At 60.6% G+C, this 15,767-nt stretch carries 10 protein-coding genes and 1 pseudogene; 4 read left to right on the forward strand and 7 right to left on the reverse strand.

Features of this window, described 5'->3' with window-relative positions; genetic code table 11:
• Positions 1-26: 26 nt before the first annotated feature.
• Together VEZ38_RS06540 and VEZ38_RS06545 are read right to left on the reverse strand one after the other, a co-directional pair.
• Positions 27-593, reverse strand: coding sequence for a Uma2 family endonuclease (locus VEZ38_RS06540; protein WP_324892539.1), 567 nt, complete (start codon positions 591-593; stop codon positions 27-29).
• Between the two features lie 60 nt (positions 594-653).
• Complete coding sequence (locus VEZ38_RS06545) at positions 654-3,161, reverse strand: U32 family peptidase (protein ID WP_324892540.1); 2,508 nt, start codon at positions 3,159-3,161, stop codon at positions 654-656.
• Between the two features lie 176 nt (positions 3,162-3,337).
• On the opposite strand from VEZ38_RS06545, the gene VEZ38_RS06550 reads away from it, so the two are divergent.
• Positions 3,338-4,306, forward strand: a complete 969-nt coding sequence (locus tag VEZ38_RS06550; RefSeq protein ID WP_324892541.1) for a sugar phosphate isomerase/epimerase — start codon at positions 3,338-3,340, stop codon at positions 4,304-4,306.
• Between the two features lie 183 nt (positions 4,307-4,489).
• On the opposite strand, the gene VEZ38_RS06555 is transcribed toward VEZ38_RS06550, so the two are convergent.
• The 4 genes from VEZ38_RS06555 to uvrB form a co-directional block, all read right to left on the reverse strand.
• Positions 4,490-4,735 carry a DUF2759 family protein gene (locus tag VEZ38_RS06555; protein WP_324892542.1) on the reverse strand — a complete coding sequence of 82 codons (246 nt, stop codon included), beginning with the start codon at positions 4,733-4,735 and terminating at the stop codon, positions 4,490-4,492.
• A gap of 383 nt (positions 4,736-5,118) precedes the next feature.
• Positions 5,119-5,457, reverse strand: a complete 339-nt coding sequence (locus tag VEZ38_RS06560) for a hypothetical protein (protein ID WP_324892543.1) — start codon at positions 5,455-5,457, stop codon at positions 5,119-5,121.
• Between the two features lie 131 nt (positions 5,458-5,588).
• Positions 5,589-8,495 (reverse strand): excinuclease ABC subunit UvrA, encoded by a 2,907-nt coding sequence (gene uvrA / locus VEZ38_RS06565; protein WP_324892544.1) that lies wholly within the window; start codon positions 8,493-8,495, stop codon positions 5,589-5,591.
• Positions 8,496-8,532: 37 nt separating this feature from the next.
• On the reverse strand, positions 8,533-10,521 hold the full coding sequence (uvrB, locus tag VEZ38_RS06570; RefSeq protein WP_324892545.1) for an excinuclease ABC subunit UvrB: 1,989 nt from the start codon (positions 10,519-10,521) through the stop codon (positions 8,533-8,535).
• A gap of 88 nt (positions 10,522-10,609) precedes the next feature.
• On the opposite strand from uvrB, the gene VEZ38_RS06575 reads away from it, so the two are divergent.
• The 3 genes from VEZ38_RS06575 to VEZ38_RS06585 all read left to right on the forward strand — a co-directional run bounded on the left by VEZ38_RS06575 (position 10,610) and on the right by VEZ38_RS06585 (position 14,966).
• Positions 10,610-11,776, forward strand: coding sequence for a glycosyltransferase family 4 protein (locus tag VEZ38_RS06575; protein WP_324892546.1), 1,167 nt, complete (start codon positions 10,610-10,612; stop codon positions 11,774-11,776).
• A 122-nt stretch (positions 11,777-11,898) separates the two neighbouring features.
• Positions 11,899-13,023, forward strand: a complete 1,125-nt coding sequence (locus tag VEZ38_RS06580) for a S1C family serine protease (protein ID WP_324892547.1) — start codon at positions 11,899-11,901, stop codon at positions 13,021-13,023.
• Positions 13,024-13,064: 41 nt separating this feature from the next.
• Positions 13,065-14,966, forward strand: coding sequence for a stalk domain-containing protein (locus VEZ38_RS06585; protein ID WP_324892548.1), 1,902 nt, complete (start codon positions 13,065-13,067; stop codon positions 14,964-14,966).
• Between the two features lie 222 nt (positions 14,967-15,188).
• Here the strand turns inward: VEZ38_RS06585 and VEZ38_RS06590 are convergent.
• Positions 15,189-15,767: pseudogene (locus VEZ38_RS06590) on the reverse strand (PKD domain-containing protein); the annotation flags it as partial.

Here is a 15,767-nt window from a genome sequence, read left to right on the forward strand (position 1 = left end):
CTTGCGGAAGCCGCGCGGGCGGCGGGTTAGGTATCCTTTTCCGGGGGGAAGATGGTCTTCAGGTCGATATCGACGCACGGCACCGTCGGCGATCGCAGTACGTCGTCCTCCGTCAGCGTCGCGGCGAGCGCGTATTTGCCGTCCTCGAGCACGTACTGCTCCACCAACCGATAGATCGGATCGGCCATCCAATATTCCTTCACGCCGAACCGTTCGTACGTCGCTTTCTTGATCGTCTTGTCGCGGCGTCCCGTGCTGCTCGACAGCACCTCGACGACGAGGTCCGGCACGCCGAAAATCCACCCGTCGCGGATGATCGACAGCCGGTCGTTCCGAATGTAGATGACATCCGGCTGCAGGATGTTCTCCTCGTCGAAATGCACGTCGAGGGGCGCAAGCATCACCTCGCCATCGCGCGCGCACGCGCCATGGAAGGCGAGATAGAAATTTTGCAAAATCTTCTGATGCACGTACTTCGGCGACACGAGATAGTCGTATCGCACGCCGCCGATAATTTCATACCGTTCGTAGTCGTAATGCCCTTGCCGCTCTTTCACGACCGTCGCCGGCTTGTCCGATTTCCCTCGTTGCATGGCGAACCACCTCCGGAGGACATTTTCCCATATTATACCATGAAAATGTCCCGCCGGACGCTACTTCACGAGCTGTCCCCGCGTCACGCCGAGCTGGTTCGTCGCCTTCAGCGAGCGCCACACGTGCGTGCCGCTCACCTCGCCGCGCAGCGCTTTGCCGTACAGGTTCAGCACTTCGACGACCTGATCGGGCGTCTCCTCGAGAAACTCGATCCGGTACGACGGGACGCCGAGATTCAAGAACTCGTCGAGGTACTCCGCCCCCGACTGCTCGATCGCGTTATACACCGTGTTGCGGCAGCCTTCGTCCACGCGCACCGGGTGCGACATGCCGATCCGGTCCCGAAGGCTGACGCGCTGCTCCTCGCACGGGCGGCCGCAGTTCGTGTAGTCCGTCCCCTCGGAGAGGAACGTGCAGTATACGCAATGCTCGGTATGGAACATCGGCAGATGCTGATGCAGCACGATTTCGAGCCGGTCGGTCGGCGATTTGCGCAGCAAATCGATCATCTGCTGAATGTTCAAGTCGTACGACGGCGTTACGCGGGACAGGCCGGCGTCGTTCAGGAACAGGTTCGCCGTCTTATGGTTGGCGATGTTCAGCGAGAAGTCGCCGATCAGCTCCGGGTGATCCGCCGACGGGTTCATCGTGTAGTGCCGCGCGAACCAATACACCGCCCCCGTGTTGCGCACGAGCACCGCATCCGGCTTCAGCCTCAAGATATTTTGAAAATATCCCGTCTCCCCCGGCATATGAATGCGGGGCGTCGCGAGCGCGATTTTTTTGCCCGCCGCGCGCACGGCCTCGACCGCCGCCGGGAACTGCTTAATAAATTCGAAGTCCGCGTAGATGAATTCGACGTCCGTGCGCGCCGCCGCGGCCTGCACCTGCTCGAGACTGCGGCACAGCGCCGTCAGCCGCGGGTTCGCCGGGCGCGGCGCGGGCGTGACCGCGTCGCTGTCGGCGCTCGCCGGGCGCTTGATATACGCCGGCGGCCGGCGGCGCTCCGCCTCGAGCAGTTCGACGGCTTTGCGGCGCATCCGATTCAGCTCGCTCATCGGGACGATGACCGGCCCGGACAGCTGCGCGTCGACGCTCGAGAGCTCGAACAGCGTCCCGCCGAGGCGGCCGAGCTGGTCGCGCAGCAGCGTCTCGTCGATCGGGCGCTTCTCCGCCACCGCGAGCGGCAGCTCGGAGGCGACCGTCGCCGTGAAGCCCGTCGATTCGTCCGTCCAGAGCGAGACGAGCGGCTGCCCGGCCTCCCCGTAGACGGTCACGCTCACCGGGAACGTCCGATACGGCTTGTCCGTCTCGTACGTCGCGCGGAGCCGCTTATCCAGCGCCGGGTCGCTCGTCCGCCAGACGCGGTCGCCGACGCGAACGCGCTTGAGATCCACGTCGTTGCGCCCCATGACGATCTCGGCAAGTCCGCCGGGAACTTCGCGCTCGACCTTGGCGCCGCGCTGCTTCAAGTCGTAGACCCGGCCGCCCTCTTCCTTCTTCGTCGGATCGCCCGCGTCGAACACGATGCCGTCGCCGCGCTTGAGCGGCGCTTCGAGCTCGACGAGCACGCCTTCCCGGGTAACCTCCTTGACTCTTCCGAGGAACACGCCGCGGCTCTTCGGGAACGTGCCTTCGACGAGCTGCTTGTTGTTCGTGCCGTTCAAGAAGCCGTGCGTGAAGCCGCGCGAGAAGCTCTGCTGCAGCTCGAGCATCTCCTCCTTCGACGGCCTCGCGTCGACGCCGTCGAAATATTTATCGATTGCCGCTCTGTATTTGGAGACTACGTTCGCGACGTACTCCGGCGACTTCAGCCGCCCCTCGATCTTGAACGACGTCACCCCCGCCTCGATCAGCTCCGGAACGAGCTCGACGGCGGCGAGATCTTTCGGCGACAGCAAATAGGTCACGTCGCCCATCGGGCGATGCTCGCCGTTTACCATCATGTCGTACGGCAGGCGGCACGCCTGCGCGCACTCGCCGCGATTCGCGGAGCGGCCGCCCCACATCTCGGACGTGAGGCATTGACCGCTGTAGGAGACGCACAGCGCGCCGTGCACGAATACTTCCATCGGCAGGCGCGCTTGCTCGCCGATCTGCTTGATTTGCTTCAGGTTGTTTTCCCGGCCGAGCACGACGCGCTCGAGCCCGTACGGCTTCGTGAACTCGACCGCCTCCGGCGACGTAATCGTCATCTGCGTGGAGCCGTGGATCGGGAAGTCGGGGGAGAGTTCGCGGATCATTTTCACAAGTCCCAGGTCTTGCACGATGACGGCGTCGACCCCTGCGTCGATGCACGCTTCGATCAGCTTCTTCGCGTCTTCCATTTCGTTTTCAAAAACAAGGATGTTAAACGTCAGAAACCCCTTCACGCCATAGGCATGCAGGAACGACATGATGTCGGGCAGCTCGTCCGTATGGAAATTCGCCGCGCGCGCGCGGGCGTTGAACTTCTCGACGCCGAAAAATACGGCGTTCGCTCCGTTCGCGACCGCCGCGCGCATCGCGTCCCAATGGCCCGCAGGGGCCAGCAATTCGATATCTTCTCTTCGCAACTCGCGATTCATCTGGATTCGGGTCCTCCCGGCCGCTGTGCAGCGGCGTCTTTCTCCCTATATTAACAATCGAGTCCACCGGATACAATGTTCGGGGCCTGACGTCATTGTACTGGTTTCTCCGCCGTTCCTTTAGTGGTATAATTTGTGATGTCGTACGAACCATTATTTGTCGGAGGTGCACTCACTTGAAATTAGGCGTATTTACCGTATTGTTCGCACAGAAGAAGTTCGAGGAAGCGCTCGATTATATCGCGGCGAGCGGGCTCGGCGCGGTCGAGATCGGCACGGGCGGCTACCCGGGCAAGGCGCATGCGAATCCGGACGAGCTGCTTGCGGACGAGGGTAAACTGAAAGCGTTTAAACAAGCGGTCGAGTCCCGCGGCCTCATCATTAGCGCGTTAAGCGTTCACGGCAATCCGCTGCACCCGCAGAAAGCGATCGCCAAGGAATTCCACGACGATCTCATCAAGACGATCGAGCTGGCGCAGCGCCTCGAGGTGCCCGTCGTCAATACGTTCTCCGGCTGCCCGGGGGATCACGAAGACGCGAAGTATCCGAACTGGCCGGTCGCGCCTTGGCCGAACGACTATCAAGATATTTTGAAATGGCAATGGGAAGAGAAGCTCATTCCGTATTGGAAGGAAACCGGCGACTTCGCGGCCGCGCGCGGCGTGAAGATCGGCCTCGAGCTTCACGGCGGTTTCTCCGTCCATACGCCGGCGACGATGATGAAGCTGCGCGAGGCGACGAGCGAAGCGATCGGCGCGAACCTCGACCCGTCGCACCTGTGGTGGCAGGGGATCGACCCGGTCGCGGCGATCCGTTACCTCGGCCAAGCGGGCGCGATTCATCACTTCCACGCGAAAGACACGTCGCTGGAGCAGAGCAACGTCAACAAGTACGGCGTTACGGATATGCAGTCGTACACGCAAATGTTCGACCGCGCATGGCAGTTCCGGACGGTCGGCTACGGCCACAGCATGAAGGAGTGGGCGGATATCATCTCCGCGCTGCGCCTCGTCGGCTACGACTACGTCGTCTCCATCGAGCACGAGGACGGGCTCATGTCGGTCGAGGAGGGCTTCACGAAGGCCGTCGGCAACCTGCAGTCGATTCTCATCCGCGAGCCGCTCGGCGAGATGTGGTGGGTATAAGGCCGTAAAGAAGAAGGGCGTTCCGGGTGCGTACTCGGGAGCGCCCTTTCTTTCGTTTTCGGCGGCGTCGCCGCGCGCGATGCGAGCGCCTCCATTGCAGCACCCCGTTTTCCCGCCGACTTAGCAAAAATAAAAGAACGACCTTTCGGCCGTCCCCCGACATCCTATGCAGTTACGTGAGGTTTACGCCAAGCCGACAGCCGTTAAGAGGTTGTCGAGCAAGTTCATCCAATTGAGGACCATAATAAGGTCGATGATCAAAAACACCGCCAAGACGAGACCGCTGAAGCCGGCTGCGAACTTATTCTTATGCTGCACGGCGCGAATGAGCGCAAACACCGAGAGAATCGTAAACAAAATCATGAAAATATCGAACGGATCGAAATTCGAGCTGGAATGTGCCGCTTCGGCAGCTGCTGCCAAGAGCATGCTGGACCCTCCTTCTAAGTAAGCCGTTCGGTCGAGATGTCGCCGGACGGATATGTATGTTCTCATTGTCGCCCACAAACGCACGTATCATCCCTATGTTACTCGGCTGCGCCCCGGAACGCAAGCCGCCGGGCCCGTCTGTAACCAATTTGTCACGATTGACATCCCGAAGCTCCCGCAAGTGCAGAAAATCTCCATCCGGAAAACGTTCAGCGAACCTTCAGGCAACGTTCAAGTCGGTCTCGGTTTGTCAGTCTCCCTATCGTAAGGCAAAGCGGCGGACGCGGCGGTCCGCGCGGCGCGGCAGGCGGGAAGCCGCCAAACGAAACGCAAAGAAGGCTGCCGCGAGGCAGCCTTCTTTGCGTTTTCCGAACACCTACCGCCTAGAAATCGTCGCGATACCCGTTCTGCAGCCCCTGCAGAACGTTCATCGATTGGATATGCGCTTTCGTCTCCGGCGTGCCGTAACGATATAAGAGTCTATAAATTTGCGTCAAATATCGGTCGACGAACGCGTTCGAAACGAGTTCCTCCTCCAAGATTTCCGGATCATGTATACGCAAGTAGTTATTAAAGTCGGTTTCGCTCGTCGATTCGAACAGCTCCTGCAGTTGGTGCACTTCGTCCGGCGTCGCTTCGATCTCGAGCTCGTACGCTCCGTCGCCTTGGTGCTCCATCACCGTTCTCGACTGTACCGACACATAATATTTCCGTTTCTCCATGGGCGGACCTCCAGGTAAGATGGTTACGCCTAGTTTTCCCGGCAGCGGAATTTCCGTACAAAGCAAAAACTCCCAACCGACGGCGCAAGCCGTTCGGTCGGGAGTCGTTCGTCAAGAAGTCGATTGCTCGTTTACACCGCCGCGTTCGCCGGTTTGCGCTTCTTCTTGCCGGCGCCCTCCGCTTGGTCCGCCGCCGCTTCGGTTCGGGCGCGATCCCGCTCCAATACCGGCTTCAAGTATTTCCCCGTGTAAGAGCCTTGGACCTCGCAAAGCGCCTCCGGCGTGCCCGTGCCGACGATCGTGCCGCCGCCGCTGCCGCCCTCGGGCCCGAGGTCGATGAGCCAATCCGCCGTCTTAATGACGTCAAGGTTATGCTCGATGACGAGCACCGTTTCGCCGGAATCGACGAGGCGGTGCAGCACCTCGAGCAGCCGCGCGATATCGTGAATGTGAAGGCCCGTCGTCGGCTCGTCGAGGATGTAGATCGTTCGCCCCGTGCTGCGACGGTGCAGCTCGGATGCAAGCTTGACGCGCTGCGCTTCCCCGCCGGACAGCGTCGTCGCCGGCTGACCGAGCTTCATGTACCCGAGGCCGACGTCGAGCATCGTCTGCAGCTTGCGCTGAATCTTCGGCACGTTGGCGAAAAATTCGCACCCGTCCTCGATTGTCATATCGAGAATGTCCGAAATCGACTTGCCCTTCCACTTAATCTCGAGCGTCTCGCGGTTGTAGCGCTGCCCTTTGCAAATTTCGCAAGGCACGTACACGTCCGGGAGGAAGTGCATCTCGATCTTGATGATACCATCGCCCTTGCACGCCTCGCACCTTCCGCCCTTGATGTTGAAGCTGAAGCGGCCCTTCTTGTAGCCGCGAATTTTCGCTTCGTTGGTGACGGCGAATACGTCGCGGATATCGTCGAAGACGCCGGTGTACGTCGCCGGATTCGAGCGCGGCGTCCGGCCGATCGGCGATTGATCGATGTCGACCACCTTATCGACGTGCTCGAGCCCCTTAAACTCCTTATGCGCGCCCGGACGCGTGCGCGCTCCGTTCAAGTCGCGCGCGAGCGTCTTGTACAAAATTTCGTTCACGAGCGTACTCTTGCCGCTTCCGGACACCCCGGTCACCGCCGTAAACACGCCGAGCGGAATTTTCACGTTGACGTTCTTCAGGTTGTTTTCCTTGGCGCCGCGAATTTCCAGCCATTTGCCGTTCGGCTCGCGGCGTTTCGACGGCACCGGAATGAACTTCGCCCCGCTCAAGTATTGGCCCGTAAGCGAATTCGCGTCCTGCATAATTTGCTTCGGCGTGCCTTCCGCCACGACGCGGCCGCCGTGGATGCCGGCACCCGGCCCGATATCGATAATATAGTCGGCCGCGAGCATCGTGTCCTCGTCGTGTTCGACGACGATGAGCGTGTTTCCGAGATCCCGCATATGCTCGAGCGTCCGGATCAAGCGGTCGTTATCGCGCTGATGAAGCCCGATGCTCGGCTCGTCGAGGATATACAAGACGCCCATGAGACTCGAGCCGATCTGCGTCGCCAGCCGAATCCGCTGCGCCTCTCCGCCGGACAACGTGCCGGCCGAACGGCTCAACGTCAAATAGTCGAGGCCGACATTGTTCAAGAAGCCTAACCGCGAACGAATTTCCTTGAGCACGAGCTGGGCGATCGTGCGCTCCTTCTCGCTCAGGTTCAGCCCGTCGACGTACGCCATCGCTTCGTTGATCGACAGACTCGTCACATGCGCGATGTTACGGCCGCCGACCGTCACCGCGAGCACCTCCGGCTTCAGCCGCTGCCCATGGCACGTGCCGCAAGGCTTGGCGCTCATGTACTGCTCGATATATTCGCGAATGCCGTCCGACGCGGTTTCGCGGTAACGGCGCTCCAGGTTCGGGACGATGCCCTCGAACGGCACGTACGCTTCGCGCGTGACGCCGAAGTCGTTCTCGTACCGGAAGCGTACCCGCTCGCCGCCGGTGCCGTACAACAACACTTTCATCTCTTCCTTGCTCAGCTCGCATACCGGCTTGTCCGCAGGGATCTTGTAGTGCTCGCACACCGCCGCCAGGAACTGCGGATAATAGTTCGACGTGCTGCCCGCCCACGCCTCGAAGGCGCCGTCGGCGATCGTCTTCGTCGTGTCCGGACAAAGCAAGTCCGGATCGACGATCATCTTCGCGCCGAGGCCGTCGCATTCCGGGCAAGCGCCGTACGGGCTGTTGAACGAAAACATGCGCGGCGCCAATTCGTCCATGCTGAAGCCGCATTCCGGACAAGCGAGGTTCGAGGAGAAGAGCAGCTCCTCCTTCGTGTCGAGCACGTCGACCAGCACCTTCCCCTCGGACAGCTTCAGCGCCGTCTCGAGCGAGTCCGCCAGACGCGATTGGACGTCGTCCTTGACGACGATCCGATCGACGACGACCTCGATCGTGTGCTTCTTCGTCTTCTCGAGCGTAATCTCTTCCGTGACCTCGCGCATCTCGCCGTTCACGCGCACGCGAACGAAGCCTTGCTTGCGGATGTCCTCGAACACCTTGACGTGCTCGCCCTTCTTGCCGCTGATCATCGGCGCCAAAATTTGCAGCTTCGTCCGCTCCGGGTACTCCATAATCCGATCGACCATCTGCTCGATCGTCTGCGACGAAATTTCGATGCCGTGCGTCGGGCAATGCGGCCGCCCGATCCGGGCGAACAACAGACGCAGGTAGTCGTAAATTTCCGTCACTGTGCCGACGGTCGAGCGCGGGTTCCGGCTCGTCGTCTTCTGGTCGATGGAGATCGCCGGGGACAGCCCTTCGATCGAATCGACGTCCGGCTTGTCCATGTTGCCGAGGAACTGACGCGCGTAGGCGGACAGCGACTCGACGTACCTCCGCTGGCCTTCGGCGTAAATCGTATCGAACGCCAGCGACGACTTGCCCGATCCGCTCAGGCCCGTAAGAACGACGAACTTGTCCCGCGGGATCGTCACGTCGATATTTTTCAAATTGTGCGCTCTCGCGCCCTTAATCACGATATTGTCTTGAGCCATCGGTTTGCTTCTCTCCTCCTCGGATCCCGCGCGGTCTTCACCCTTGCGCCTTCAACTCCAGCAGCGCGTCGCGCAGCTCCGCCGCCCGTTCGAACTGCAAATCCTTCGCCGCCTGCTTCATCTCCTGCTCCAGCCGCTCGATCAACGCGACGCGGTCCTTCTTCGACATCTTCTCGCCCGCGACGCCCTCGAGGTAGTTCGCCTTCGCCTCCGCGGCCTTCGTCGCTTCGATGACGTCGCGCACCTTCTTGCGGATCGTCTGCGGCGTAATCCCGTGCGCTTCGTTATGGGCGATCTGAATCGCGCGGCGGCGCTCCGTCTCCTGGATCGCCTTCGCCATAGAGTCGGTAATTTTGTCGCCGTACATGATGACGCGGCCGTCCGAGTTTCGCGCCGCTCGGCCGATCGTCTGGATGAGCGACCGTTCCGCGCGCAGGAAGCCTTCCTTGTCCGCGTCGAGGATGGCGACGAGCGACACTTCGGGCAAATCCAAGCCTTCCCGCAGCAGGTTGATGCCGATCAGCACATGGAACACGCCGAGCCGCAAATCCCGCAAAATTTGCATCCGTTCGAGCGTCTTAATATCCGAATGCAAGTAACGGACTTTAATGCCGATCTCTTTCATATAGTCCGTTAAATCCTCGGACATCTTCTTCGTCAGCGTCGTCACGAGCACGCGCTCGTCCTTCGCGATCCGATCCCGAATTTCTCCGATCAAGTCGTCGATTTGCCCTTTCGTCGGACGCACCTCGATAATCGGATCGAGGAGTCCGGTCGGCCGAATGATCTGTTCGACGACTTCCGAGCAGTGCTCGAGCTCGTAAGGCCCCGGCGTCGCGGAGACGAAGATGATTTGTTTGATCTTCTCCTCGAATTCCTCGAACTTCAGCGGCCGATTGTCGAGCGCCGAAGGCAGACGGAAGCCGTGGTCCACGAGAATCTCTTTCCGCGCGCGGTCGCCGTTGTACATGCTGCGCACCTGCGGCAGCGAGACGTGCGACTCGTCCATCACGATCAGCATGTCGTCCGGGAAATAATCGAACAGCGTATACGGCGTCGCGCCGCGCGGGCGGAACGTCATCGGTCCCGAGTAGTTTTCGATGCCGGAGCAGAAGCCGACCTCGCGCATCATCTCGAGATCGTAACGCGTCCGCTGCTCGAGCCGCTGCGCTTCCAGCAGCTTCCCTTGCCCGCGAAGCTCTTCGAGCCGTTCCTCGAGCTCCCGCTCGATGTTCACCAGCGCTCGCTTCATGGACTCCTCGTGCGTGACGAAGTGAGACGCCGGGAAGATGGCGACATGCTCGCGCTCGCCGATAATTTCGCCCGTCAGCACGTCGATCTCCGTAATGCGCTCGATCTCGTCGCCGAACAGCTCGACGCGGATCGCCTTCTCGTGCGTCGACGCCGGGAAAATTTCCACGACGTCGCCCCGCACCCGGAACGTGCCGCGCGCGAAATTAAAGTCGTTCCGCTGATACTGAATATCGACGAGCTTATGCAAAATTTCGTTGCGCGGCCGCTCCGTCCCGACGCGCAAACTGAGCACGAGATCGCCGTATTCGTTCGGGGAACCGAGGCCGTAAATGCAAGAAACGCTCGCAACGATAATGACGTCGCGGCGTTCGAACAGGGCGCTTGTAGCCGAGTGACGCAGCTTGTCGATCTCTTCGTTCGTGCTGGCGTCCTTCTCGATGAATAAATCGGTTGCGGGTACGTACGCTTCCGGTTGATAATAATCGTAATAACTGACGAAGTATTCCACCGCGTTGTTCGGGAAAAACTCCTTGAACTCGCTGCACAGCTGCGCGGCCAGCGTCTTGTTATGAGCCATCACGAGCGTCGGCCGGTTCAGCTGCGCGATCGTATGCGCGATCGTGAACGTCTTCCCGGTGCCGGTGGCGCCGAGGAGCGTCTGGTACTTTTTGCCGCTGCGCACGCCTTCGACCAACCGCTCGATCGCCTTCGGCTGATCGCCCTGCGGCGAAAATTCCGAAACGAGCTCGAACTTCCTATCTATTGGATGCAATCCGTTCATTCGATCACCAGACCAGTAAGAGAATATTTGTTCCCATTTTTGCCATTATACCATCGTCGTCTTGGGGGTGCAAACGGATTTGCGTGGTACAATACTCCATTTCACGACCGAGCTGGGGCGGCGAACCGTCGGCGGCGTCGGCACGTGCCTGAACGAGCTGCGCCGCGCGTCGGGGCCGGGCGTCGGCTTCGTCCTCCTCGGAGAGCGCGACGACGATCCGCCGATGCCGAACGTCGTCCAAGCCGGCTACTACGACATGGACGTGCTGAACCGCCTCGACTTCGACGCCGCGGTGTTTCACCACTACGGCCTCGCCTACTTAGTCGACGACTCGTTCCTTCGCGGGCGCCCGCTCGTGTACGTCGTTCATTCCGTCCCGACCACGGAGCCCTGGAGCCTTCTGGATCCGTACGGCGGACACGACGACGTCGCCCGCGCCTTCGAACGGCTGCTCGACGCCGCGAGCCGCATCGTCTGCCTCTCGCGCGCCGAACGCGGCAAGCTGCTGACGCTCTACCCCGACCTCCATTCGAAAACGTTCCTCCTCCCCGCCGGCTTCTCCGCCCTCGAAGCGATGCCGCTCGCGCTCCGCCCGGAGCGAAGCGTCTTCGGATTCCTCGGCCGGGCCGACGAGCGCAAGGGCATCCGCGAGCTCGTCCGCGCTTTCGCCGACGCGCCCGGCGCGCGGCTGCGCATCGCCTGCGGCGACGAGGACCCGGACTACGCCGCCGCCGTCCGGGACGATATCGCCCGGCTCGGCCTCGAAGGCCGCATCGAATGGGTCGGGCGCGTCGGCGAAGCGGACAAGCTGTCGTTCCTCCGCTCGCTCGACGCCCTCGTCGCGCCGTCCCGCTGGGAGCCGTTCGGCTACGTCGCGCTCGAGGCGCTTCGCGCGGGGGTGCCGCCGCTCGTCGGGCGGCAAGGCGGGCTCGTCGAAATCGTCGGCTCGTCGTACCCGTACGTCTTCGATCCGACGCGGGTCGAATCGATCGCCGGCTGCATCGCCGCCTTCCGGCGCGACGACGCGGCCGACGTGCGCCGCGCCTTCGCGGCGGCGCGCCGGCGAACGGCGTCGTGGACGGCGGAGCGGATGGCCGCGGCGTTCGAGGCGTTCCTCCGGGAGCCGCCGCTCGCGCCACCCGCGTCCGCCGCGCCGGCGCGGCGATATGCCGGCAACGGCGAGCTGCGGGCGCCGGCCGCGTTCGCGCATGCCTCGGCGACGCCGAGGCGGGGTCCTTTTCGATAAGGGTTATTCCTAGCTTGGACCTCGCCGCCGCCACTCGCTCGATCATTATCCGTTTCTAGTTGTAGGAAACTAGCAATCATGGTACTTTTAGTCTATGTCTCATACATAAAAGGCGGGATAGGTTGAAGAGAACATGGCTGCATTGGGGCGCCATCGGCTGCGGCGCATTTTTCGCGTTGTACGCGGCTCAGGCGTTCGCCTCGGGGACCTCCGGCGATGCGATCGCGCTGGAGGCGAGGAAAATCGAAGGGGAAGTCTACGTCAAAGCGAGCAGCTTGGTCGCGGCGCTCGGCGGGAAAGGTTCGTTCGACCCCTCGACGAACACGTACCGATATGTGCCTGGAGACGTCGTGCCCGACGTCATCGAGCAGGTCGGCGATTCGGTCGTCGCCGTGATCGGCAAGCCGCAAGGGAGTCCTGCCCGCGCCAGCGATCGATTCGAGCTCGCGCACGGCTCCGGCGTCATCGTTTCATCGGACGGATGGATCGTGACGAACGCGCACGTCATCGAAAGCATGAAGGAAATCATCGTGCTTACGCAGGACGAGAAACAATACAAGCCGACGAAGGTGCTTCGGGATCCGGCCAGCGACTTGGCGCTGCTGAAAATTACGGCGACCGGCCTCCAAGCCGCCAAGTTCGCGGACAGCGACGACATTCGCCCGGGGGAAACCGTCATCGCGATCGGCACGCCGGTTTCGTTCTCCCTCCGCAATTCGGCGACGGTCGGCGTCGTCAGCGGCGTGAACCGGTCGGTGAACGGAAGCTACCGCCTGTTGCAGACGGATGCCGCCATCAATCCCGGCAACAGCGGCGGACCGCTCATTAATACGAAGGGGGAAGTCGTCGGGATCAATACGTTAAAGTTCGTCGACGTTTCGGTCGATAACACCGGCTTCTCCATCCCGGCGAACACGGTTCAATACATCGCCGAGCATCTAAGAACGTACGGCCAGGTCAAGCGGGCCTATCTCGGATTCGAGCTGGAGGAAAGCTGGGAGGCGGTCGTCGGATTGGCGACGAACAAGCCGATGACCGTGCTTTGGGTCGACCCGGCATCCTCGGCCGCGAAGCTGGGCGTGAAGAAGGGCGACTCGCTATATTCCTTAAACCAGAAGAAGCTTTCGACGAAAGTGGATCTGAACGAAGAATTAAAACATTATTTGCCAGGCGAAAAGGTCACGGTCACGATGTTGTCCAACGGCGACATCGTTCAGCGCACGCTGACGCTGCAAGCACACCCGTAGCGCACCCGTAACGACGATCCAGGCGTCGGAGGATTAATGAGATGAAGAAACAATTTTCCGCATTATTGATGGCTTCCGCCATCGCATGGTCCGCTGCCGCGGGCACTGCGTCGGCCGCGGAGGGCGACGGCGCATCGGTTCAGGTCAGCATGAGGGTCGGCAGCCCGGCGGTGATCGTGAACGGCGAGCGACTCGAGGTGAAGCCGCCGGTCAGCTTGAACGGTACGACGCTTGTGCCGCTGCGCGTCATCACGAGCGCTTTCGACGCCGAGTTAATGTGGCTCGCCGAGACCCAAGGCATCGTATTAACGTACGGCGATAAGGTCGTCGAGATGAACATCGACAGCCTCGCGTCCACCGTGAACGGCGAGGCGAGAACGATCCCCGGCGCGCCGAAGCTGATCGACGGCTTGACGATGGTGCCCGTTCGCTTTATTTCCGAGACGTTCGGCGCGGACGTGCAGTACGATCCTGTGACGCAAGCGATCGAAATCAAAGGCGCGGCCGCCGCCGCAGACGCAGGACCGAACGGTCTTTCCGAGGATGCCGGCAAAACGAAATTCGGCGACAGCCACTGGGGTTGGACGATGGATTATCCGACGGGGCTCGTTCAGGATTACCAGAGCTTCAACGGCGACCGCGTCATTTACGATGACGTCAACGGCGAATACGTCTTGGAAGTCGTCGTAAATTCGGAACTCGGCGACGTGAAGGAAAGCTCTCTCGTTAATAAGCTGGCCGAGTATTCTTACGGCGGCACGACGTTGGACAAGCGGCTCATTCGCGAGCACGGTCAACTATACGCAAAGATCGTTTCGAAGACGTCGAAGGGAACGTACACGGATGAAAGATTGTACATGAAGAACGGCGTCGCCTATTTCGTCACCTTGGAAATCTTGAGCGCGGAAAATTATAAAAATCCGAGCAAATCCGCGGTCTATAACGCCTTGATCGACAGCTTCGAATTGACGTTCGACGGCAAGGACGCCGCCGTCAAAGATATTGCGACCGTAAAAAACGGATCGGTCCATTACGAGGACGAGACGTACGGCATCTCGCTCCAGCTGCCGGACGATTGGACGATGCAAGCCGAGAGCAACGGGTTAATGTTTTATTCTTACGACAGCACCTACATGTTGGCATTCGGGCTGTCTTCGCTCGACGAAGGCGATACGCTGGAGAAATGGGTTCAACGCAACGAAGACCGTTTGCGCCAGGAATTTAAGAGCGAGTATCTCGAAGTGTTCCAGAAGCCGGATCGCAAGGTCGCCGGCGCGGACGCCGCCGTTCGATTATGGTCGCGCAGCTTCGGCACGTACGCGGAAGACTTGTACGATGTGTTCGTGATCAAAGGCGAATACAAGTACAACTTCACGGTAGTATACGACAGTAAGAAACGCGACGCCGCGGCCGCCGTCATTCGCCGCATCGTCGATTCGATTCGGATCGACGAGAAGGTCGCATCCGCCGAGTTCGGATACTTAGACGATGCGTTTAGCGCGGACCTCGAGGAGACGGAGACGTATCGGAACCGCGAATATGGCTTCACGATGACCGTGCCGGAATATTGGTACGAAGGCGAAGACCATACCGCGGAGACGATGCACTTCGAATTTAGAGGCGCCAGCATCCAAGCGGACGTGTTGGAAAATACGACGAGCGCCGAATACAAGCAGTTCATGGATTATTACATGGAAGATTTGAAGAAGAAAGACGCGACGATGACGATCCTGAAGAACGCGGCGACGACCTTTAACGGCCAGCCGGCGCACGAAGTCGAATTCACCGTTAAGGACGAGATCGGGACGATGCACTATGTAAGCACCCATTTCCAAATGGGCGACGATGTGTTCCTATTCAGCTATACCATTTACGAAAGCAATATGACCGACGGCAATATGAAACGCATTGCCGATGCCCTCGCATCGCTGACCGTCGAGTAGCGTCCGATCGCGATACAGCCTGTAGACAAAGTTCCGTTAGGAACAGAGTCTACAGGCTTTTATCTTCTATCGGGTCGGGGTTTGCTCCCCGCGTCAAACCGTCCGAAAGCCCCATAGCGCCGAAACAAGACAACCTCTCTGTTCCGTATCGGAACAAAGGAGATGGTCGCATGAAGCGCGAACAAACCGCATGGAGGCTGCGTGTCCTCCGCGCGTTCCGCGCTACAGCCTTTGCTGCTGTACGATTACGTCGTACAGGCTGCCGGCGATGCGAAACGGAACGTCGTACGTCTCAACGCGGCCGTTCGTATACGTCACTCGAAAACGCATCGTATACATGCCGTCGGCGAGCGTCGTCGCGAAGTCCGCATTCGCCATCTCGCCGTCGTACCGGATCAAGTCATCCCCCGACAGCGTCGCGGCGGTTCCCGTCTCGAGCAGCGTCGCCGTCACGTCGGTCGGCTTCGTCGCGCTCGCCCCCGTATCCGTTACCGTCGCGCGGAGCAGAAGCGCCTCCCCGGCCCAGAACGTGTCCGCAGCCCGCTGCTTCAACGGGAAGCGCGCGTTCCAGCTTTGGCGGTATTGCTCCCACTCCGGCGTGTGATGCACCTCTCCGACGATTCTAAGGTCGCCGACGAAGAACGTCCTCGACCGCTCGTGAGAAGCGCCGCTCGGATCCGTCGCCCGCAAGCGCACGTCATATACGCCTTGCTGCACGTCCGTCAGCGCGACATTCGTCGTCGTTCGGACGAGCGTCGACCCGTCGGGACGCGTAATCGTCCATACATACGTCAGCGCATC

Source organism: Paenibacillus sp., assembly GCF_035645235.1.
Taxonomy (GTDB): Bacteria; Bacillota; Bacilli; order Paenibacillales; family YIM-B00363; genus Paenibacillus_AE.

What these genes read in the sequence shown, in the direction of transcription:
- VEZ38_RS06555 (WP_324892542.1), bottom strand. Translation starts at nt 4,735, where the DNA reads ATGCTCTTGGCAGCAGCTGCCGAAGCGGCACATTCCAGCTCGAATTTC.
- VEZ38_RS06560 (WP_324892543.1), bottom strand. Translation starts at nt 5,457, where the DNA reads ATGGAGAAACGGAAATATTATGTGTCGGTACAGTCGAGAACGGTGATG.
- VEZ38_RS06585 (WP_324892548.1), top strand. Translation starts at nt 13,065, where the DNA reads ATGAAGAAACAATTTTCCGCATTATTGATGGCTTCCGCCATCGCATGG.
- VEZ38_RS06545 (WP_324892540.1), bottom strand. Translation starts at nt 3,161, where the DNA reads ATGAATCGCGAGTTGCGAAGAGAAGATATCGAATTGCTGGCCCCTGCG.
- uvrA (WP_324892544.1), bottom strand. Translation starts at nt 8,495, where the DNA reads ATGGCTCAAGACAATATCGTGATTAAGGGCGCGAGAGCGCACAATTTG.
- VEZ38_RS06540 (WP_324892539.1), bottom strand. Translation starts at nt 593, where the DNA reads ATGCAACGAGGGAAATCGGACAAGCCGGCGACGGTCGTGAAAGAGCGG.